Below are 18,753 nucleotides of genomic sequence, written 5' to 3' on the forward strand. Positions count from 1 at the left end.
GGTATATTAATTGCTATATAAATATGTGAGAGAATTAACAATCAAAATATATAATTTTATTATAAAGGGGTAGATTTTATTATGAAAGCAGCATTATGGTACGATAAAAATGATGTTAGAGTTGAGGAAATAGATGAACCAAAGGTTACTAGTGGAAATGTTAAAATTAAAGTGAAATGGTGTGGAATATGTGGATCAGATTTACACGAATATTTAGCAGGACCGATTTTCATACCAGTTGGACAACCTCATCCTCTAAGTGGTAACGTTGCACCAGTTGTTTTAGGTCATGAATTTTCTGGCGAAGTTGTAGAAACTGGAGAAGGCGTAACTAATGTTAAAATTGGTGATAGAGTTACAGTAGAACCTATTTTAGCTTGTGGTAAATGTCCAGCTTGCAAAGAAGGAAAATATAATCTTTGTTCATCATTAGGATTTCACGGACTTTGTGGAAGCGGCGGTGGACTTGCTGAATATACTGTATTCCCAGAAGAATATGTACATAAAATACCTGATAACATGTCTTATGAACAAGCAGCATTAATAGAGCCAATAGCAGTTGCTCTTCACTCTATTAGAATGGCTAATTTTAATGCAGGAGATACTGCAATTGTACTTGGTTCAGGCCCAATAGGACTTGCAACAATTGAATGTTTAAAGGCTGCAGGAGCAAGACTTATTGTAGTATTACAAAGAAAATCAATAAGACAAGAATATGCTAAGAGAGCAGGAGCAAACGTTGTTCTTGATCCAAATGAAGTTGATATAGCTACGGAAGTTAAAAAACTTACAGGTGGTGTAGGAGTAGATGTAGCTTTTGAAACTACTGGAGCAAAAATAGGTTTTGATATAGGTATTGATAGTTTAAAATATGCAGGTACCATGGTTATAACAAGTATTTGGGAAGGTGACATTAACTTTAACCCAAATGTTCTAGTATTTACTGAAAAGAAAATAGTAGGAACCTTAGCTTATAGGCATGAATTCCCAGCAACAATTGCATTAATGAGTGATGGAAGGATTAAGGCAGAAGGATATATTACTAAAAAAATAGCTCTTGATGATATAGTAGAAGAAGGTTTTGGAACATTAACCGGAGCAGAAAAGAAGAAACATGTAAAAATACTTGTAACTCCAGATAAGTCGCTTTTATCTGGCGGTCAACTGTAGTAACTATTAAATTAACATTATTAAATATAAACTTCCAGTTTATGTAGCGACCTTGGGGACGTAACAATAACTGGAAGTTATTGTTTGCTCTAAGTTTATTTAACAAAATGGGCGGAATTCTCCCATCCTCTATAGGTGGGATATGGATAGCCCTTATTATTTTAAGTTCGATACCTAAAATAATAATTCCTTGACGAATAACTATACATGATGTATTCTCGATTCAGTAGTAAATAAATAAAAGAGGTAAACAAATGAATTTAGATACAAATAACCATTCAGTATTCTTGCTAAATTATCATTTAGTATTGGTTATAAAATATAGAAGAGAAGTAATAAATGATAAAATATCAAATAGGTTAAAGGAAATATTTGAGTATATATGCCCTAAATATAATATTACGTTAGGCGAGTGGAATCATGATAAAGACCACGTACATCTGCTATTTAGAGGTTCACCAAATACAGATATATCAAAATTCCTAAACGCTTATAAAAGTGCCAGTAGTAGGCTTATAAAAAAAGAGTTTTCATCAATAAGAAACCAATTGTGGAAAGAGAATTTTTGGAGTAGGAGTTATTGCCTTATAACAACTGGTGGTGCGACCATAGATATAGTTAGAAAGTATATTGAAAATCAAGGAATGAAATGAGGTGAGGAAATGCTAAAGGCTTACAAATTCAGATTATACCCAAATGAAGAACAAAGAATATATCTAGCTAAAACTTTTGGATGTACTAGATTCGTATATAACAGAATGTTAGCTGAAAGAATTAAGTCCTATGAAGAAAACAAAAACCTAGATATTAAGACAATGAAATATCCTACGCCTGCACAGTACAAGTATGAATTTGAGTGGTTAAAGGAAGTTGATAGTCTTGCATTAGCTAATGCTCAAATGAATTTAGACAAAGCATATAAGAATTTTTTTAGAGATAAGTCAATTGGATTTCCTAAGTTCAAAAAGAAAACCAACACCAATAACTACACGACTAACAATCAAAATAGGACTGTGTATATTGAAAATAATCATATCAAAGTACCTAAACTAAAGTCTATGATTAAGATAGATCAACATAGACAATTCACTGGATTGATTAAGTCATGTACTATATCACAAGTACCTAGTGGCAAGTATTTCATATCAATATTAGTTGATGCAGAAATTATGAAATTGCCTAAAACAGACAATAAAATTGGTGTGGACTTAGGTATCAAGGAATTTGCAATAACAAGTGATGAAGAATTTTTCGGCAACCCCAAGCACTTAAAAAAATCAGAAAAAAAATTAGCTAAACTTCAAAAGAACTTATCAAGAAAACAAAAAGGTAGCAACAACAGAAAAAAAGCTAAAATAAAAGCAGCAAAAATTCATGAAAAAATAGCTAATCAAAGAAAAGATATGTTACACAAAGTAAGTACTCAATTAATTAACCAAAACCAAGTTATAGTCATTGAGGACTTAAAAGTAAGTAACATGGTAAAAAATCATAAATTAGCTAAATCAATAGTTGATGTTAGTTGGTCAGAATTTAGAAGAATGTTAGAGTATAAAGCAAAATGGTATGGTAGAGAAATAATAATAGCACCAGTAAGTTATGCAAGTAGTCAGTTATGTTCTAATTGTGGTAATCAATCAAGCCAAACAAAGGACTTATCTTGCAGAACATATATATGTCCAGTGTGTGGAATGATAATGGATAGGGATATAAATGCGAGTAAAAATCTACTAAAACTAGCAATGTAATAAAAGATATATTGTTAGAGAGGTTGGAATGACCTTGATAGCTTGGGTAAACTTGTAGCATTAGTTATATTGACCAAGAAGCTCCCACCTCTTAGGTGGTGAGTAGTTCACTAATGCGGTTAGATATAAATGCAATATTGACGAAAAAGAAATTGAGTTATTTAATGAAGGTGAAGAATGGTGGATTCTAGTATAGTACAGAACATAATAAAAAAGACAAATATTAAAGGGGTATAACATATGGTTAGATCAATTATGAAAGACATATTCTTTCTTAATCAAAAATCAGAACTTGCTACAAAGGCAGATGCTCAGGTGATACAGGATTTGCTTGATACGCTTAAAGCAAATAAAGAAGGCTGTGTAGGGATGGCAGCTAATATGATTGGTGTCAAAAAAAGAATTATTGTGATCAGTATGGGCGATATGGACGTTCCGATGATTAATCCTATGATAGTGAATAAAAGGGGTCAATATGAAACAGAAGAAGGATGTCTTTCACTTATAGGTGTTAGAAAAACTAATAGATTCAAAGAGATAGAAGTAGAGTATTTTGATTCGGGATTTAAGAAGCGAAGGGGAAAATACTCAGGATGGATTGCTCAAATTATTCAACATGAAGTAGACCATTGTGATGGGATAGTCATATAGAAAAAAGGTAGATAGCTGCTAAAGGTGGAATCACAGCAATTAAAGAAATACACAATTATCCCTCGACATAAACCAGCAGATAGCAGGTTACATAACGAGGGATTTATTGCTGAGCTTGCACTCCCTAATTTCCACTCATAAATTGAACTATAGATTTTCCTATAATATTTTGCTGCTCATCTCTTGTTATAGTTGCTGTATTGTCACCCTTTTGGAATCCATACCAACCATTTTGAGAATGATTACCTCCACTTATAGGAAGCCATTTTGTATTTGTTGGCAATAATTTTTTAGATTCATCAATCTTATCTTTTCCGACGAATCCATCTTTAGTTCCATACATTGATAAAACATTTACTCCACTTGAGGATAAATTGTTACTTTTTTGCGGATATGATGCTAAGAGTATTAAACCATTAATTTTATCTTGGTTTTTGTATGTAAATTGAGCGGCCATAACCCCGCCAAGGGAATGACCAGCTATATACCACTGCTTAATTTTCGGATGTTTTTCTATTACCTTTTCAGCTTTATTAGGAGAAAGTACAGCGAGATTCAAGGGCATTGGTACAATTACAACTACAAAACCAGACTCCGCTACTTTCGCGGCTAGTGGTGCATAAGCCTCAGGTGAAACTTTTCCACCTGGATATATAATTAGACCTTTGGTAATTGTTTTGTTTTTAGCGGTATATTCAATCCAAGGTGAATCTTTATATTCAACCTTATCAGTTGAACGCAACATACTTTTAGCTTCAGGCATAGCTCTATAATAATTATTTGTATATATTGCAATTATTGTAACTATTATTATTGGAACTATAAACAGATAATATTTCCACTTTTTCTTGATAAAGATTTTCATATTGTATCCCGCCCAATACATAAATTTCTCTTTTATATAATATTCACTACTTTAAGGTGTGTAACAGTTATTCCCAAATCTAAAAAGTAAGAATGATATTTATATTTATGGTATAGTCTTTTTTATAGAAGTTTTTTAGCAAATTCCATATTATCCAATTTGTTTTCTTTTATATAATTTAACGAATCAACTAAATATGTTGTATGATGTTCTATGGTCTTTGAGAAAGACTGGATAAATTCAACCATATCTTCTTTGTTATCTTGCTTAGTACATAGATATTTCCCGACTAAATAAAATCTAATAAATGAATATCTTACTAAAAGCAAAATATATCCATCAAATATTGATTCCGATTCATTAAATGGGAACATATAGTTATACATAAAATTCACTAAATAATTTTCAAAAATATAGCTATTATTATTTATAAAATTTTCAGTATAATATTCAAATGTTTTTATATATAATTCAGAGTATTTGCTAATGTCTTCTTCTTCATCAAACTTGAATCCACTTATAATTTGCTTAGTATATTCTTTAAAAGAAGGACTTTCAACTTCTTTAGATACATTTAAGAAACTCATCATCTTTTTGAAAAAATCCATCTGCATAATATAACTTGATTGATTTTTTTCATAAGAATCATTAACTGAATTCATATTATATTGTTTAATAAATCTAGGTACATCATTATACTTATTTTTAAGTTCTTTTTCTAATGTATTTACAAAATCACCTAATATGTACAGTCTTTCACTTAAATTAAATTCTCTGTTTTGTATTATTTTAATACTCAAATCTCTAATTTCTTTAAAATATTTAAGGGGTGAGTTATTATATTCTGTAGATGTAGTTTCAATATCACTCGATAATATATGTTTTTCTAAAGGTCCTTCACTTTCCGTAAATTCAATTCCTTCTTCTTTTAATAAAAGAATTCTTGCAGCTTCGGGACATGCTACATCAAGGGATATTTCATAATACCTATCTACTTTATTTGTTATTCTAGGAAAAGATGTGCAAACACTTGAAAGATATTTCTCTCCAATTTTAGAATGAATTATACAGTAATTTTCTTCATCTAAAAAGGCACAGCGTTTCCCACTTTTTAATTTTATTTTTGCATAATCTATATCAGGGCTTAGGTAATAATCATTAATATGTACATTTTTCTGTAACATGAGCTTCATTTCTTTGTCTTGAACTTTATAATACTGCCTGAAGGTGACCTCATCAATATCTATATCCCATCCAATACAACAGCTATCTGTACATTTTCCACCTATACATTTAAATTCTTTAAGATATCTTGGATATCGCATTTTTACATTTTCTCTCATTGTATACTTCCTTTGCATATAAATTATTTCAATTTTAAGTCTACATCACTTTTATATATAATGCTAGTTGATTTTCCGGCAAGGTATTCACCTGCACCATAATATCAAACAATAACTTCCAGTTATTGTAACGTAACCCGAGGTCAAAGTAAAAACTTGAAGTTTTTACTTTCTAATATTGCAACCTGTTAATATTGAGAAGGTAGCTGACCTTATTTCTAGTGAATCAAAAGATTTAATCACTTATGTAACAAAAATTATCAGTTGAAAAAATACTATTCTTCATGGGCTTATGACCATTGATGGTGAGCATATGTCCATAGAATATATTTACTGTTTTTACCAAGTCACAGTTACCTTATTAAAAGGTGTAATTTTTTTCTCCATTGTTAATGTTATAATACTTATTGAAAAAGTTTAGAATGTAAGGGTGTTTATGCTTAGTATATAAAGAAAAACTATGTGCATGTACATAACTTACAGTATTTTTTCAAATAATATTTTCTATGGTATTCCATAGTTAACAGGAGGATAAAATTTTGCATAAGAAAATAGGGCTCCCTTTTGATTATAAAACAAAAAAAGAGTTTCCAAGTAAGTTGATGGATTGGATTGGTGATGTTTTTTACGATATTCTTCCGAAACATGGATATGAGATACGTGATGAGCAAATATATACTGCTTTTCAGCTTGCTGATGCAGTTTGTAATAAAAAAGTTCATCTGGCTGAGGCTGAGGTCGGTACCGGAAAGACCTTCGCCTACTTACTCACTGCAATTGCCTACGCTGGTTTTAGCGGAAAACCTGTAGTAATTGCATGTGCCCAAGCAGCACTTCAGGAACAGCTGGCAGGGCCAAAGGGAGATATTCAAACACTTTCCCGAATACTGGGATTAGAAATAGATGCGCCAATGGCAAAGGATCCTCGTCAGTATGTTTGTGATGAGAGAGTTAGTGGAATAGGGGGAGTGTTTGGCGATGCGACAGCCTCTGATGAGATTAATCAATGGTTAGCCAGGACTACAAAAGGTGAACGCTCAGAAATGCCGAATATATCCGATAGTGAATGGAGACAGATTGGATGGGATGAGACTATGCCCTGTGATGCCTGTCCCAGAAGAGGATTTTGTAAACTTGTTAAGGTAAGGGAACATTACAGATCTTCGAAGGATTTAATTATCGCAGATCATAGTATCTTTTTTCAGGACCTGTGGACAAGGGATGAAAGAATTGCAGACGGTAAAATGCCTATGCTTCCAGATTACTCGCTGGTGATTTTTGATGAAGGGCATAAAGTCATACTGCCGGCAGCCATGGGTGCTGGAAGACAAATTCATAAAGAGGATATTGATAATATTATCCTTTCAATAGAGGAAATCCAGGGAGCAAGAACTTCACTGGGTGTAAGTGCAATTGCCTTGGAACAGGCCACTTCTAACTTTTTCGAAAAACTTAATCAAAACGTGATAGATGATGAGCAATCAGAGCGTCTGGCGGTTCGCACCGATGATATACTTCTGAAAGCAGCTGATACTTTTCATAAGGCGCTAGATCGGTTGCTCTTAGAGATACAAATCGAGGAAGAGCTATACATAGACGGGCTACCGGAAAGCACGTTACATACCTTTGAAATTCAAATAGAACTATCAATTACAGCCTTAGCTAGGTTTGGTAGGAATAAAGGTAGAGAGGTTATTACTTGGGTAGATAGGGCAGACGGCAGCTTTTGGGTAGTTCCTCGGAATTTGAGCAATATGCTAGATAAACATTTATTTTTGAAAAAATTGCCTGTGGTGTTTACTTCAGGAACTTTAAGTGATGAGGGGGATTTTGGTTACATTATGAGGACTCTTGGTTTAAAAAACCCAGCAATATCAACGGTTGGAAGTCCCTTTGATATTGAGCAGCAGGTGGTGGTTTATTTACAACAGCCATCCTTTGAGGAAACTGACAGTGCCAAGTTTTCACGCAAAATTAAACAATTACTATGTTTGCTGAAAGAAAATGGAGGAAGAGCGCTGATACTTGCGAGCTCTTTGAAGGAAGTTAGGAAAATAAGAAAAGAAATTAGTGGATACGCGCTACCTTTTGAAGTTTTATGGGAGGATAAAGGTGAGCGAGGGTACCTTGTCCAAAAGTTTCGTGCGGAAGTTACATCTGTATTAGTAGGTTCTACCTTTTGGGAGGGAATTGATGTGCCCGGGGAGTCTTTATCTCTCGTTGTAGTTTGGCAGCTTCCCTTTCCTTCCCTAGACCCTTTGATTGAAATGAGGCGCAAAGAAGCAGAAGAAGAGGGGATGAACCCACTTATAACCGTTGATTACCCTGAAATGGGATTGAAGTTAAAACAAGGTTGTGGCAGATTAATTAGAACAAAGGATGACCGTGGAGCAATAGCTGTCATGGACCAAGTAATAGGAACCCCATGGGAAAAGGTGGTTATGAGGGCTCTACCTAGAGGAGTGAAAATCAAAACTTTGGAACATAGGGAGATTTAAAATACCACACCTTCTTCAATAGAAGGATCTAACCTAAGCAAATTTATTTAATATGCTTAGGTTATAATATATATTTTAAAATCATATCTTATTTTTTATGAAAAATATAACTGAAAAAGAGGTACAAATTATGATAAAACCAATTGTACCAATTTCTCGCTTTAATAAAGGTGAAGCTGGTAAAATTTTTGATGAAGTAAAAAGTGGTGGATTTAAAATTGTTGTAAAAAACAATGTCCCAACTTGCGTTCTAATTACACCTGAAAAATATCAGGAATTAATGGAAAAAGTAGAGGAGTATAATTTGTTAACTGTTGCTGTAAAACGTATGGAAAATGTTAAGGATAGTGATTTTATAGCTAGTTAAGAAGTTATGAATGAGTTTGAAATTGAACAAAGTGACCTTGATGATATTGAGGTTGAATGATTTTTGCTCTCTGTTTAGATATATCCAGCTGTATACGAGTAACTCTGCTTCCAAAATTATTCAAAACTTCAAATCACTCTATCTGATCTTTCTCAGTTAAGTCCACAGCTTTATTTATAGTATAATTATACGATTTAAACTTATTTCTTATTTGTATAAGTAGATTTTTTACATCCTCATTTGATAAAAACTTTTTAGCTTTACAATATTCAAATATACAGTCATCATCTTTGTTTAAAAGTACTCCAACAGGCACTTGGCACTCTTGGATGCTTTCTTCAATTCTTTGAAAATAAAATTGTTAAATTCTTTTTTCAAAAACACATGGAAAAATATTATTATGAAAGATATTATTATATATATTTAGATAAATATGTGATATGGAGAGCAAGATTGCATAAAAATAATGGTATTATATCAATATTAAATAAATATAAACTTTTCCTTCTTGAAGATAGAAACAGTGGTAAATTTGATGCATTAATTGTTGACGAATTAGTATTTCCGCAGGATGGTGGAAGATTTAATTATATCATACCAAGTGAAAAAACCAGTATTGATCATTTATAGTTTCTAACAATAGAGTTATTATAATGATGTAATAGTTTATTATAATATTATATTGGTATATAATATTATATAAATAGTTTGAAGTGGAGGTATTAGATATGGAAGATAAAAGCAAAGAAATATATGATATTTTTTTGAGTCAATCCTATAGTCAATTAAAGAATTTATTTAAAAAAGCAAAGAGTAAACAAGAGCAAGATTTTTATATTATGTTATCTAATATGGTTCTACAAAGAGAACAAGAAAAGGTAATAGGTAAATAATTATGCCAACGTACACAATATTTGCAGGTACTAATGGTGCTGGTAAAACATCAATATATAAGTCTATTTATTATAATGAAAATAAAGATGAAAAAAGAATAAATACTGATGAAATTGTAGCTAGTATAGGTTCATGGAAAGATAACAATCTTCAAATGAAATGTGCTAGAGAAGCAGTGAAACTAATAAAGAGTTATATTTCACAAGAAATTAAAAGGGGCCATTGAAATATGTGATGAAATCAATGTATATGATAATACAGAAGTATTTAAGGAGATAATTGATTTCAAAGATGGTAATATAATTTGGAAAGATAAAAATATGCCAAGCTGGACAAATGATTTATTAACTAGATGAGGTGGTAAATGATTTGAAGGAAGAAGAATTATCTGAAAACACCAATTTAGAATTTATCAATAAAGTGAAGCTATAGAAAATAAGGATTTACCCTACTTTGTATGTATTGATGGAATGAATTTAGCAAGAGTAGAGTATTATTTTAGTGAGTATTTGAGCCTGATAGAGAGTAGAAGAAGAGATAATAACAGACGGTATTTTTAGTGGTAGCAGCTATAATAGTTTGGATTACTTATACTACATTATACCTTTTAAAAAATGCAGAAACATTGCATGAGCTTCATTTTAAAAACAGGCTAGAAATTGAGTTGTATAAGCTTTTAAAGGAGATTTGTGTAGATAAAAAAACTAGAATTATTAGAAGAACGGAGTATTTTTTAGTTGGTGGTGTTAGGATTGAGATATTGAATGGTAAGAAGGTTAGGATTGAAGATGAAGTGGTTGGGTGGGAAGAGATAAGGGAGAAGGTTAGTTATTGTTTGGAATGTAAGAGAGATAAAAATAAATGACAATAAACTAGTTTATGAGGAAGTGCTTAAAACATTCACTTTATTGTGCGTGTTTTTTATTTTGCAAAGAAATAAGCTATCATTATTCAATAATTTTACATCTATATTTTGACATTAAATTGTAAGACTTTGAAGTAATTTCAATATATTTGTAGAATAACTGTATAGTAGATAAAATGGAGTGGAATTGATAAAAAGGGTATTAGGCAGTTATTAACAAATTGTTCATGAGCCTCTAGGGGCATGGCCATGGAAGAATGACGGAGCTTGCTACTTAAATTAGACTCAAAATGTAACAAATGAATTCGTATATCTCTTAGCAAGAATAAACTGTCTTCAGTTTATTCTATGGGGTTTGGACAGCCACCTAAAAAAAGGTAATAAAGCAGAGTCATGGCTAGAAGGAACTGTTTGATTAAGATTCAAATGAAAATAAGTTGAGTAGAAATGTTTATTGTGAAGCGTATTTTTTACATTTATTAGGTTGCAGGTGCAACCCCGTTATAAAATATGGAAGCGTATGCGGACAGATTTTACTTGCTATGAGCTTGCTAAAAAATGGGACACTTAATATAAATAATTTAAGTTGGTCTTGTTATGAATACAGCTAGGTATATATTATTTAATCTTATTGAAGATGTACCAGAAAATGAAGTATTAGAGGTTATAGATTTTATAGGATGTTTAAAAATAAATAGTGAAGAAAGCACTAATCTTCATGTATAGGTGCTTTTTTATTTTTGCAGTTAGAACATTAAAGAAGGATATAAAAAATGTTTTTACTGTACTTAATGGAAAAGTGACCTTGATGATATTGAGGTTGAAATAGAATAGATGAACTGGATAATAGGATATTTAGATAAAGCTAAAGCTTATCAATACTTTTAACTTGTCCACTTGTCCAGCATATAAATGGCTTGTTTACTAGGTTTTAATACATATTAGGGACAAGGTGGACAAGAATGTCTTACGCGGATATACGTATTAGGCACACCTACCCTTGTTATTCTACCTAATTTACATACTTCTATAGAGAATTCTTGTCCCACTTGTCCCAAAGGAGCTACAAACCCTTATTTTATAGGGCTTTGTGTGCTGGGACAAGGTGCGGGACAACCTAAAAGATACTGTCCACACTGTCCCATAGATTCTCTTATAAAAACTCTTTGTCTGCCGTAAATAGGCAATTGTCCATTCATCGACGTCTGCCAGAAAGCGAGATATTATAGGCATCGGTATCTTGAAAATAGGGGTTGGAATATTATATAGAATATGGAGTAAAGATTGGTGGACAAGTCCTCAGAGGGAAGTTGAGAGAATTGTGAATAGAGTTGGTGAAATAATGGAGGGGATAAGAATTAACAGGTGATTTCTGTATTTTTGATGGGCTTATTACAATATTGGTCATCTTATGTCCATTAGGCTAGAACTATTTACTGTTTTTTTTCAAGTCACAGTTAACTTAGTGAGTCATGAAGTGGCCCACTTGCTCAAATTTGCTATAAAATTAAGTCAGTAACTATTCTCGAAAGATATTGACATAGCACAAAGTAATTGAGGTATAATAATACTAAATAATGAATTAAAGAAATATCAAAAAAATGGAGTGAGTAGTGTGAATGAAAATATTTTAGAATTCACGATTTTTTGTGTGGAAAGTTTAGCAGAACAATTAAATATAAGCGCAAAAAAAGCTTATAAATTACTTAAGTTTGATACAGATGTTTTAGAACACTATATTATACCGTGCTATGAAGCATTACATTCTCAAAGTAAACATTATATTGTAGAAGAATTGATAGAAGTGTTAAAAGAAAAGGGCATAAAGCGCAATTAAATATCTATAGCCTATCTTTAGAAGATATAAATAAAGATTATAAGGTTAAAGAATTCTTGAGTTATGATATAGAGTGGTTAGATTTTATTTTAGATTCTAGAAATGGTAGCAAAGGTTATTTGGAATATGATGTAATTATAGGTGGCATAGCTGATGATAGGGTATACAATACAATTGAATTATATCAGGATAATTTAATTGATAAAGAAGAAGCTCTTAAAAGGCTGAAATTTTTTAGACCTAATCACCAAATGTGTATAGTTAATCAAGAAATTATTGATAGATATTTAAAATATGAAGGCAGTAAGGAAGTGTAAAGATGGAAGCAAATAAAATTCTATTACAATCTTTATATAAAAAAATAATCCTTGAATTTTCAATTCGAACAGGTAAAGATTTAGAGCAGAGTATGAATTATTTTTATACTTCACAAATGTATGAGTTGATTAGTGGGGGAATAAGTGACTTGCATTGCAGAGGCGCTAAGTATTTGGCAGAGGAATTAATGCTAGAGTATGGATTTATGGAGCATATAGGTTATCCTAAAGATTTTAGAAGATAGAGAGCAATTAAGAAATGTATTTTTACCAAGTAACAGTACTAATCCAATTAGGTTTATTGAATTTATGAATAGTTCAGAATTTACACTAATTGGAGAATATAAAGATACTAATTCATTAAAACGATATACTAATTTTAATCTATATCTCAACAAAATAAAAACAGAATAATATAGCTAAACACCGTAAAATTTAGAATTTTACGGTGTTTTTACTGTGTGCCAGGTATTTCAATTAACTAGGTCTTAGCAAAACAAATTGTGTTCATAATTAAATCTTTTTTAAATATGCTTCTTTTACTAATTCTTTATAGCTAGCTAATAAATCACTTTGTTTTTTTATATGAGATTCAGTAATGCATGGGCAGTCATCCCAAAGTAAAGGATATTTATTTTCCAAGAAGTCATAGAGTACTTGTTTTTGTTTCTTAGTTGGGGTTGTATATGCTCTTGGTATAGGGATTTCTTCACGTAATGATAGTTAGTCAGCATTGCAAGAACTATAATTAAGAAAATTTTTCAAGGCACTAGAATCATTTCTATCTATTATAGTAGCTGCTGAATCTATCTCACATCTATTAAATTCAATGGCAACTAATTTTTCGGGTTTGTGGTTTAATACTTCGTAAAAAAGCACAACTTCTAATATTGTTGTATTAGATAATTGAATAATTGTTTTGGAGTCATTATAATAAGATTTTGGTACTTTATGAATTTCATTTTTATTGGATATGTACTTTTGGTTTTAAAAAATTACATAATACATTTGTTGTAAGCGTTGCTTGTGATAAAATTACAACAAGAGGCTGGGTTGTAAATTTAGAAACTGCAAAATATGAGAAGGTAATATTATAAAAATACAATTTTAGTATGGACAAAGGGGAAATTCATATGGTTTATATGGTTGATAGAGAAGAACTTACTAATATACTTCTTAATAACAATGGAGATGTGATTTTACCTTATGCGGATAAAATCTTAGAATTGGTGCCTGAATTAATAGTTTGTAGTAGATGCGAACATGAACATAGAGCACATAGATATAATGTTTATATGCATATTATCCATGTAGATGCAGGGGTAGATAGTGATTTAACACTTAAGCTTGCAGCATTATTTCATGATATTGGTAAGCCTTATGCTAAGAAAAAGGTCAATGAAAAGGTTCGCTATTGGGGACATGGGGATATCAGTGTTGTAATTACTAACCTTGTGCTTAACAGACTTGGCTATGATGAAAGTAGAATAAATGATGTATGTAGTTTAGTAAAAATTCATGATGAAAAAATTAAACCTACAATTGATGGTAAGTTTATAATTATGTTGTATGGGGTTGCTTGTTATAAATTGGTAAATATAAAGATTTTTTATATAAACTTTTGCTGGCGCTACCTAAATTTTAATATTTCTTATAGCTTTTATAAAATTTTAACTTATCAAAGGAGGAGAAAATGAAAATAGGTAAATTCACTATGCAAAATAATATAACTATTGATGCAGTGAGATACTACATAGAATTGGGGCTAATAATACCTGAAAAAAGTGGAGGACAGTATGACTTCGATGAAAGATGCAAGAGTGATCTTGAAAAAACAATTAAACTTAAAGGCCAAGGGTTTACGCTAAATGAAATTAAAGCAATATTTGTACTTAAGAGGATTGGTAAGCTTACCACATATCAAGAGAATGAATATTATAGGGACATTTATTGTAACAAGAAAATTGAACTTTCTAGTAAAATTAAAGAATTGGAAAGGTTTAGAGATAAATTAGAAGAAACGATAGAGGATCTATCTAAAATAAAATGTATGGATAATTTTAAAATTGGTATAGATATTGAAGCTTTAAAACTATTCAGCTGTCTGAAATGTGGAAAAGAGTTGATACTTTCTGATGGAATTATTACAAATAATCAGGTGATGGAAGGCAATCTTAAATGTACTTGTGGTGAAGATTATAAAATTGAAGATGGAATTTTACTAGTTGGAAGCGTACAATCTGAAACTAATTTAAGTGCACAATCTGAAACTAATTTAGATATAGTAGATTATGTTAATTCAACTGATTCAGAATACCTAGATAATGTTTACTCTGGGCTTGAGTATATGAATAAAAAAATACAATTTGAGGAATTAAATAATAAAATTATATTGGAGATAGGTTCTGGTGCAGGTTTCTTTCTAAGGAGTATATATATTGATTTGCCGGATGATTCCTTATATATTGCAGTAGATAATGATTTGAATAGGCATAAATTTTTAAAGTCAATGCTTCAAAAATCTGAGTACAACAAAAGGGTGATATTTTTATGTTGCGATTTTTTAAAAATGCCATTAAAAGATAATTTAGTTGATGTTTTGATAGATTTTAATGGTACAAGTAATTACTCATTCGAACATGAAGAGTTTTTGCTGAATTTAATTGATAAGTCTTTAAAAAGAAAGTTGATTATGATTGCTGCATACATTACATTCAATAATTTTAGCATTGACAGCAGCATTATAGAAAAAGTAAGGAAAAATTTTATTTTAAAAAGTATAAAAAATAATATTTTAAATTTACAATACAATATAATCGATGAAAAAACATCTAAATCAATATCTAAGGGCGGTAAATATGAAAATTATTTTAAGTGCAATGAAGGAATTTCTTCATATATTGTATATGCAAAAAGGTAGCCTTTACACCATGTTTTATTTAAAAAAATTAAAAATTAAGTAAATTAAGCTATTGACGTGGTGTAAAGCCCCTTATCTAAAATATAGATAGGGGGTGTTTTCTATGTTTAAGATATTTTCTAAAGATTCAATTAATAAAAAAGAATTATCTAATTTGTTGATTTTTTCCTGCGCAAAGCTTGTTTCATTATTTGGGAGCGCAATATACGCTTTTGCACTGGGATTGTATGTATTGAAAACTACCGGTTCAGGATTATATTTTAAGGAGGTTATCAGATGGAAATTTACTTTATCTTAGTAATACTAATACTTGGCTTAATATTGATAGGGGCACTTTTCCCAACTTGGACACCTACTATTAAGGGTAAAAATAGTGTTAGGGTATATGAGCAAGTTTCAATAAACGGCGCTAAACATCAACTTATGATACGAGGTGTAGATAAGAATAACCCTATTTTAGTTTTTGTACATGGTGGGCCAGGGTGTTCGGAAATTCCATATGTAAGAAAATATCAAGATATTTTGGAGCAGAAATTCACCATAGTTCACTACGACCAACGTGGAACTGGCAAATCATATCATTTTTTTGAGGACTACTCAAATTTATCTCCAGAATTACTCGCAGATGACTTAATAGCAGTAACTAGATATATTCGTAAAAGATCTGGAAAGGATAAGGTGCTGTTAGCTGGTCATTCCTTTGGATCTTATATTGGAATGGTGGCTGCTGCAAAAGCACCAGAAAATTATATTGCCTACATCGGAATTGGACAAGTATCAAATTTTAATGAAAGTGAAACAGATTCTTTAAATTATTGCATTGAAGAGGCAAACAAAGCAGCAAATAAAGACGATATTGCAAACCTTGAAAAAATAAGAAGCCAAGTTGAAAAGGGAGATATTTTCGTTCCACGTAATTACATAGGAAAATATGGTGGTGGTTCACGCCTTATTGATGAGGACGGCCTTTATACCAAAGGCTATCTTACAAATCGGGAATACAATTTACTTGACAGAGTTCGTCTTAATTTAGGCGTAAAAAAAAGTGAGGTTATGATTGGTGACTTACTTTTGAATCCTTTGCCAAGTCTTGTTAAAAAACTTGAAATACCATGTTACTTCCATATGGGACAATATGATTATAAGGCTTCATCAAAAGCCGCAAAGAATTATTTTGATTCTATTACATCACCTGAAAAAGAATTTATACTATATTTGGAATCAGCGCATTATCCACAATTTGAAGAAAAAGAAAAATTTGCTGAGTGGCTTATTAAGAAATTCTCAAACTAACATATCTTACAAATAATGAGGACTTTCGGTAACTTGAATATATAGAGATATGGTTAGATAGCAAACAATAACTTCTAGTTATTGTAACGTCCCCCAAGCTAAGATGATTCAAAGACTCATCACAAAATTATGAAAATACAAATTTGGTTATACTTTTTAATAAGCTAAAGAAAAAACTTGAAAGAGAAATTGAAATTGAAATTGAAATACTTAAGCAGAAACTGGCAACTTATGAAGATATAAGAGTAGCATTATTAAATATTACATCTAAAATTATCGCATTATAAAAAAGAAAGGAGAGAAAAGTGAATACATTACTGACATATGAAATTAGAATTTTTAATGGAAAAGAAAAAATATAAACGTTCATACAAAATATAGAGGTGATAATATGCCAGCAACAGTGACAATAGTTAGACCTAATATTACACGGGAAGAAGAGACGAAAGCTTTTGAGCGTATATCATGCACATTAGAAAAGATAATGGCAAAAGAGTATGGAATTAAAACTAAATTTACGTTAAACCGCACAAGATAAAAAGTAACGCACTAAAGATATAAAGTAGATTTAAAGAATAAAGTTGTTAGTTAATTTGATATTAGATTTTATTAAATTCTAATTAAGTTCAGTTAAGTGCTTAACATGATATTTTTAAACTAAAGATTGCAAACGAAGGGAATTTAAAAGTAAAAACGTCGCCAATGCACTCTAATAACGATTTAGGGTGTTTTTTATTTATGATTTGTTAGTGTACTTACAAAAATAAAAATAAGCAGAAGGCTATGTTAAACCTTCTGCTTATTCTATTGTTAAGATACGTGCTGTTTGATGTGCTAATTACTACATATGCACTTCAAAAACGAACCCGTTGTCTTCATGTATAGGTGCTTTTTTATTTTGCAGTTAGAACATTAAAGAAGGATATAAAAAATGTTTTTACTGTATTTAATGGAAAAGTGACCTTGATGATATTGAGGTTGAAATAGAATAGATGAACTGGATAATAGGATATTTAGATAAAGCTAAAGCTTATCAATACTTTTAACTTGTCCACTTGTCCAGCATATAAATGGCTTGTTTACTAGGTTTTAATACATATTAGGGACAAGGTGGACAAGAATGTCTTACGCGGATATACGTATTAGGCACACCTACCCTTGTTATTCTACCTAATTTACATACTTCTATAGAGAATTCTTGTCCCACTTGTCCCAAAGGAGCTCCAAACCCTTATTTTATAGGGCTTTGTGTGCTGGGACAAGGTGCGGGACAACCTAAAAGATACTGTCCACACTGTCCCATAGTTTATCTATGATTGAAATAAAAGAATATTTACAGAATATAGTAAACTATATTAATTCTATTGGATTCATTTACACCTATGAAGATATATGCAATTTTTATCTTTCTTTAAAAACTAAGCCATTCATTATATTAGCTGGAATAAGTGGAACAGGTAAATCTAAAATTGTAAGATTTTTTGCTGAAGCAGTTGGAGCAAATAATAGTAATGGAAGATTTAGAATGTTATCTGTAAAGCCAGATTGGAATGATAGTACAGAATTATTTGGGTACAAAAATGTTACTGATAAATTTATACCAGGTGTTTTAACAGAAATTATAAGTGAAGCTATAGAAAATAAGGATTTACCCTACTTTGTATGTATTGATGAAATGAATTTAGCAAGAGTAGAGTATTATTTTAGTGAGTATTTGAGCCTGATAGAAAGTAGAAGAAGAGATGGAGAAGAAATAATAACAGACGGTATTTTTAGTGGTAGCAGCTATAATAGTTTAGATTACGGAAAACTACATTTGCCAGAAAATTTATATATTATTGGAACAGTAAATATGGATGATACTACATTCTGATTCAGTAGAAAGGTATTAGACAGAGCAAATACTATAGAGTTTTCTGAGGTAAGTTTTGAAAATCTATTTTTAGAAAATGAGCATTTTGATGAAAGTGGAAATTTAACCTTAA

The 18,753-nt window shown here is 30.9% G+C and carries 24 protein-coding genes and 1 pseudogene; 21 read left to right on the forward strand and 4 right to left on the reverse strand.

Features of this window, described 5'->3' with window-relative positions; translation table 11 throughout:
- The first annotated feature begins 81 nt into the window (after positions 1-81).
- From G9F71_RS04480 to G9F71_RS04495, 4 genes are all read left to right on the forward strand, one after another.
- Positions 82-1,170, forward strand: coding sequence for a 2,3-butanediol dehydrogenase (locus G9F71_RS04480; RefSeq protein ID WP_164952426.1), 1,089 nt, complete (start codon positions 82-84; stop codon positions 1,168-1,170).
- A 254-nt stretch (positions 1,171-1,424) separates the two neighbouring features.
- On the forward strand, positions 1,425-1,823 hold the full coding sequence (gene tnpA / locus G9F71_RS04485; RefSeq protein ID WP_164952425.1) for an IS200/IS605 family transposase: 399 nt from the start codon (positions 1,425-1,427) through the stop codon (positions 1,821-1,823).
- A gap of 9 nt (positions 1,824-1,832) precedes the next feature.
- Entirely contained in the window at positions 1,833-2,918 is a 1,086-nt protein-coding gene (gene tnpB / locus G9F71_RS04490) for an IS200/IS605 family element RNA-guided endonuclease TnpB (protein WP_164952424.1), read from the forward strand.
- Positions 2,919-3,158: 240 nt separating this feature from the next.
- Positions 3,159-3,569, forward strand: a complete 411-nt coding sequence (locus tag G9F71_RS04495; RefSeq protein WP_125004633.1) for a peptide deformylase — start codon at positions 3,159-3,161, stop codon at positions 3,567-3,569.
- A gap of 124 nt (positions 3,570-3,693) precedes the next feature.
- Here G9F71_RS04495 and G9F71_RS04500 read toward each other — a convergent pair whose 3' ends face one another.
- On the reverse strand, positions 3,694-4,434 hold the full coding sequence (locus G9F71_RS04500) for an alpha/beta fold hydrolase (RefSeq protein WP_164952423.1): 741 nt from the start codon (positions 4,432-4,434) through the stop codon (positions 3,694-3,696).
- A 122-nt stretch (positions 4,435-4,556) separates the two neighbouring features.
- Positions 4,557-5,777 carry a flagellin lysine-N-methylase gene (fliB, locus tag G9F71_RS04505; protein ID WP_164952422.1) on the reverse strand — a complete coding sequence of 407 codons (1,221 nt, stop codon included), beginning with the start codon at positions 5,775-5,777 and terminating at the stop codon, positions 4,557-4,559.
- Positions 5,778-6,316: 539 nt separating this feature from the next.
- On the opposite strand from fliB, the gene G9F71_RS04510 reads away from it, so the two are divergent.
- Both G9F71_RS04510 and G9F71_RS04515 read left to right on the forward strand, forming a co-directional pair.
- Positions 6,317-8,275, forward strand: a complete 1,959-nt coding sequence (locus G9F71_RS04510; protein WP_224626182.1) for an ATP-dependent DNA helicase — start codon at positions 6,317-6,319, stop codon at positions 8,273-8,275.
- A gap of 130 nt (positions 8,276-8,405) precedes the next feature.
- A complete protein-coding gene (locus G9F71_RS04515; RefSeq protein ID WP_220322096.1) occupies positions 8,406-8,642 on the forward strand; it encodes a type II toxin-antitoxin system Phd/YefM family antitoxin in 237 nt (78 codons plus the stop codon).
- 133 nt (positions 8,643-8,775) lie between these two features.
- Here G9F71_RS04515 and G9F71_RS04520 read toward each other — a convergent pair whose 3' ends face one another.
- Positions 8,776-8,958 (reverse strand): hypothetical protein, encoded by a 183-nt coding sequence (locus G9F71_RS04520; RefSeq protein WP_164952420.1) that lies wholly within the window; start codon positions 8,956-8,958, stop codon positions 8,776-8,778.
- A 68-nt stretch (positions 8,959-9,026) separates the two neighbouring features.
- On the opposite strand from G9F71_RS04520, the gene G9F71_RS04525 reads away from it, so the two are divergent.
- The 8 genes and pseudogenes from G9F71_RS04525 (at position 9,027) to G9F71_RS04555 (ending at position 12,800) form a co-directional block, all read left to right on the forward strand.
- Entirely contained in the window at positions 9,027-9,272 is a 246-nt protein-coding gene (locus G9F71_RS04525) for a hypothetical protein (RefSeq protein WP_164952419.1), read from the forward strand.
- Between the two features lie 98 nt (positions 9,273-9,370).
- Positions 9,371-9,535 carry a hypothetical protein gene (locus G9F71_RS04530; protein ID WP_164952418.1) on the forward strand — a complete coding sequence of 55 codons (165 nt, stop codon included), beginning with the start codon at positions 9,371-9,373 and terminating at the stop codon, positions 9,533-9,535.
- A gap of 2 nt (positions 9,536-9,537) precedes the next feature.
- Positions 9,538-9,892 (forward strand): annotated as a pseudogene (locus G9F71_RS04535) (hypothetical protein).
- 203 nt (positions 9,893-10,095) lie between these two features.
- On the forward strand, positions 10,096-10,401 hold the full coding sequence (locus tag G9F71_RS04540; RefSeq protein WP_164952417.1) for a hypothetical protein: 306 nt from the start codon (positions 10,096-10,098) through the stop codon (positions 10,399-10,401).
- 597 nt (positions 10,402-10,998) lie between these two features.
- On the forward strand, positions 10,999-11,127 hold the full coding sequence (locus tag G9F71_RS27185; RefSeq protein WP_263488136.1) for a hypothetical protein: 129 nt from the start codon (positions 10,999-11,001) through the stop codon (positions 11,125-11,127).
- Positions 11,128-12,016: 889 nt separating this feature from the next.
- Positions 12,017-12,238: a DUF3791 domain-containing protein gene (locus G9F71_RS04545; RefSeq protein WP_164952416.1), complete on the forward strand. Its 222-nt coding sequence runs from the start codon at positions 12,017-12,019 to the stop codon at positions 12,236-12,238.
- A 26-nt stretch (positions 12,239-12,264) separates the two neighbouring features.
- Positions 12,265-12,555 (forward strand): DUF3990 domain-containing protein, encoded by a 291-nt coding sequence (locus G9F71_RS04550; protein ID WP_304519617.1) that lies wholly within the window; start codon positions 12,265-12,267, stop codon positions 12,553-12,555.
- A gap of 2 nt (positions 12,556-12,557) precedes the next feature.
- Positions 12,558-12,800, forward strand: coding sequence for a hypothetical protein (locus G9F71_RS04555; RefSeq protein WP_164952415.1), 243 nt, complete (start codon positions 12,558-12,560; stop codon positions 12,798-12,800).
- Between the two features lie 478 nt (positions 12,801-13,278).
- Here G9F71_RS04555 and G9F71_RS04560 read toward each other — a convergent pair whose 3' ends face one another.
- Positions 13,279-13,434: a hypothetical protein gene (locus G9F71_RS04560; RefSeq protein ID WP_164952414.1), complete on the reverse strand. Its 156-nt coding sequence runs from the start codon at positions 13,432-13,434 to the stop codon at positions 13,279-13,281.
- A gap of 254 nt (positions 13,435-13,688) precedes the next feature.
- On the opposite strand from G9F71_RS04560, the gene G9F71_RS04565 reads away from it, so the two are divergent.
- From G9F71_RS04565 to G9F71_RS04595, 7 genes are all read left to right on the forward strand, one after another.
- Positions 13,689-14,252: an HD domain-containing protein gene (locus tag G9F71_RS04565; RefSeq protein ID WP_207712094.1), complete on the forward strand. Its 564-nt coding sequence runs from the start codon at positions 13,689-13,691 to the stop codon at positions 14,250-14,252.
- Positions 14,249-15,475 carry a MerR family transcriptional regulator gene (locus G9F71_RS04570; RefSeq protein ID WP_164952412.1) on the forward strand — a complete coding sequence of 409 codons (1,227 nt, stop codon included), beginning with the start codon at positions 14,249-14,251 and terminating at the stop codon, positions 15,473-15,475. Before G9F71_RS04565 ends, G9F71_RS04570 begins: the two co-directional genes overlap by 4 nt.
- A gap of 103 nt (positions 15,476-15,578) precedes the next feature.
- The gene (locus tag G9F71_RS04575; protein WP_164952411.1) at positions 15,579-15,773 is read left to right on the forward strand and encodes a hypothetical protein; all 195 of its coding nucleotides are present in this window, start codon (positions 15,579-15,581) and stop codon (positions 15,771-15,773) included.
- Complete coding sequence (locus tag G9F71_RS04580) at positions 15,752-16,768, forward strand: alpha/beta hydrolase (RefSeq protein ID WP_164952410.1); 1,017 nt, start codon at positions 15,752-15,754, stop codon at positions 16,766-16,768. Before G9F71_RS04575 ends, G9F71_RS04580 begins: the two co-directional genes overlap by 22 nt.
- Positions 16,769-16,911: 143 nt before the next feature.
- Positions 16,912-17,055, forward strand: coding sequence for a hypothetical protein (locus G9F71_RS04585; RefSeq protein WP_164952409.1), 144 nt, complete (start codon positions 16,912-16,914; stop codon positions 17,053-17,055).
- A gap of 104 nt (positions 17,056-17,159) precedes the next feature.
- Positions 17,160-17,306, forward strand: a complete 147-nt coding sequence (locus tag G9F71_RS04590; protein WP_164952408.1) for a hypothetical protein — start codon at positions 17,160-17,162, stop codon at positions 17,304-17,306.
- Between the two features lie 774 nt (positions 17,307-18,080).
- Positions 18,081-18,641 (forward strand): McrB family protein, encoded by a 561-nt coding sequence (locus tag G9F71_RS04595; protein ID WP_164951874.1) that lies wholly within the window; start codon positions 18,081-18,083, stop codon positions 18,639-18,641.
- The last annotated feature ends 112 nt before the right edge of the window (positions 18,642-18,753 follow it).

The organism is Clostridium sp. FP2 (assembly GCF_011065955.2).
GTDB lineage: Bacteria > Bacillota > Clostridia > Clostridiales > Clostridiaceae > Clostridium_AD > Clostridium_AD tagluense.

Bases quoted from the DNA above. Each gene is read 5' to 3' on its own strand.
- G9F71_RS04480 (WP_164952426.1), top strand. From the start codon at position 82: ATGAAAGCAGCATTATGGTACGATAAAAATGATGTTAGAGTTGAGGAA.
- tnpA (WP_164952425.1), top strand. From the start codon at position 1,425: ATGAATTTAGATACAAATAACCATTCAGTATTCTTGCTAAATTATCAT.
- tnpB (WP_164952424.1), top strand. From the start codon at position 1,833: ATGCTAAAGGCTTACAAATTCAGATTATACCCAAATGAAGAACAAAGA.
- G9F71_RS04495 (WP_125004633.1), top strand. From the start codon at position 3,159: ATGGTTAGATCAATTATGAAAGACATATTCTTTCTTAATCAAAAATCA.
- G9F71_RS04500 (WP_164952423.1), bottom strand. From the start codon at position 4,434: ATGAAAATCTTTATCAAGAAAAAGTGGAAATATTATCTGTTTATAGTT.
- fliB (WP_164952422.1), bottom strand. From the start codon at position 5,777: ATGAGAGAAAATGTAAAAATGCGATATCCAAGATATCTTAAAGAATTT.
- G9F71_RS04515 (WP_220322096.1), top strand. From the start codon at position 8,406: ATGATAAAACCAATTGTACCAATTTCTCGCTTTAATAAAGGTGAAGCT.
- G9F71_RS04525 (WP_164952419.1), top strand. From the start codon at position 9,027: ATGGAAAAATATTATTATGAAAGATATTATTATATATATTTAGATAAA.
- G9F71_RS04530 (WP_164952418.1), top strand. From the start codon at position 9,371: ATGGAAGATAAAAGCAAAGAAATATATGATATTTTTTTGAGTCAATCC.
- G9F71_RS27185 (WP_263488136.1), top strand. From the start codon at position 10,999: ATGAATACAGCTAGGTATATATTATTTAATCTTATTGAAGATGTACCA.
- G9F71_RS04555 (WP_164952415.1), top strand. From the start codon at position 12,558: ATGGAAGCAAATAAAATTCTATTACAATCTTTATATAAAAAAATAATC.
- G9F71_RS04565 (WP_207712094.1), top strand. From the start codon at position 13,689: ATGGTTTATATGGTTGATAGAGAAGAACTTACTAATATACTTCTTAAT.
- G9F71_RS04570 (WP_164952412.1), top strand. From the start codon at position 14,249: ATGAAAATAGGTAAATTCACTATGCAAAATAATATAACTATTGATGCA.
- G9F71_RS04575 (WP_164952411.1), top strand. From the start codon at position 15,579: ATGTTTAAGATATTTTCTAAAGATTCAATTAATAAAAAAGAATTATCT.
- G9F71_RS04580 (WP_164952410.1), top strand. From the start codon at position 15,752: ATGGAAATTTACTTTATCTTAGTAATACTAATACTTGGCTTAATATTG.
- G9F71_RS04590 (WP_164952408.1), top strand. From the start codon at position 17,160: ATGCCAGCAACAGTGACAATAGTTAGACCTAATATTACACGGGAAGAA.
- G9F71_RS04595 (WP_164951874.1), top strand. From the start codon at position 18,081: ATGATTGAAATAAAAGAATATTTACAGAATATAGTAAACTATATTAAT.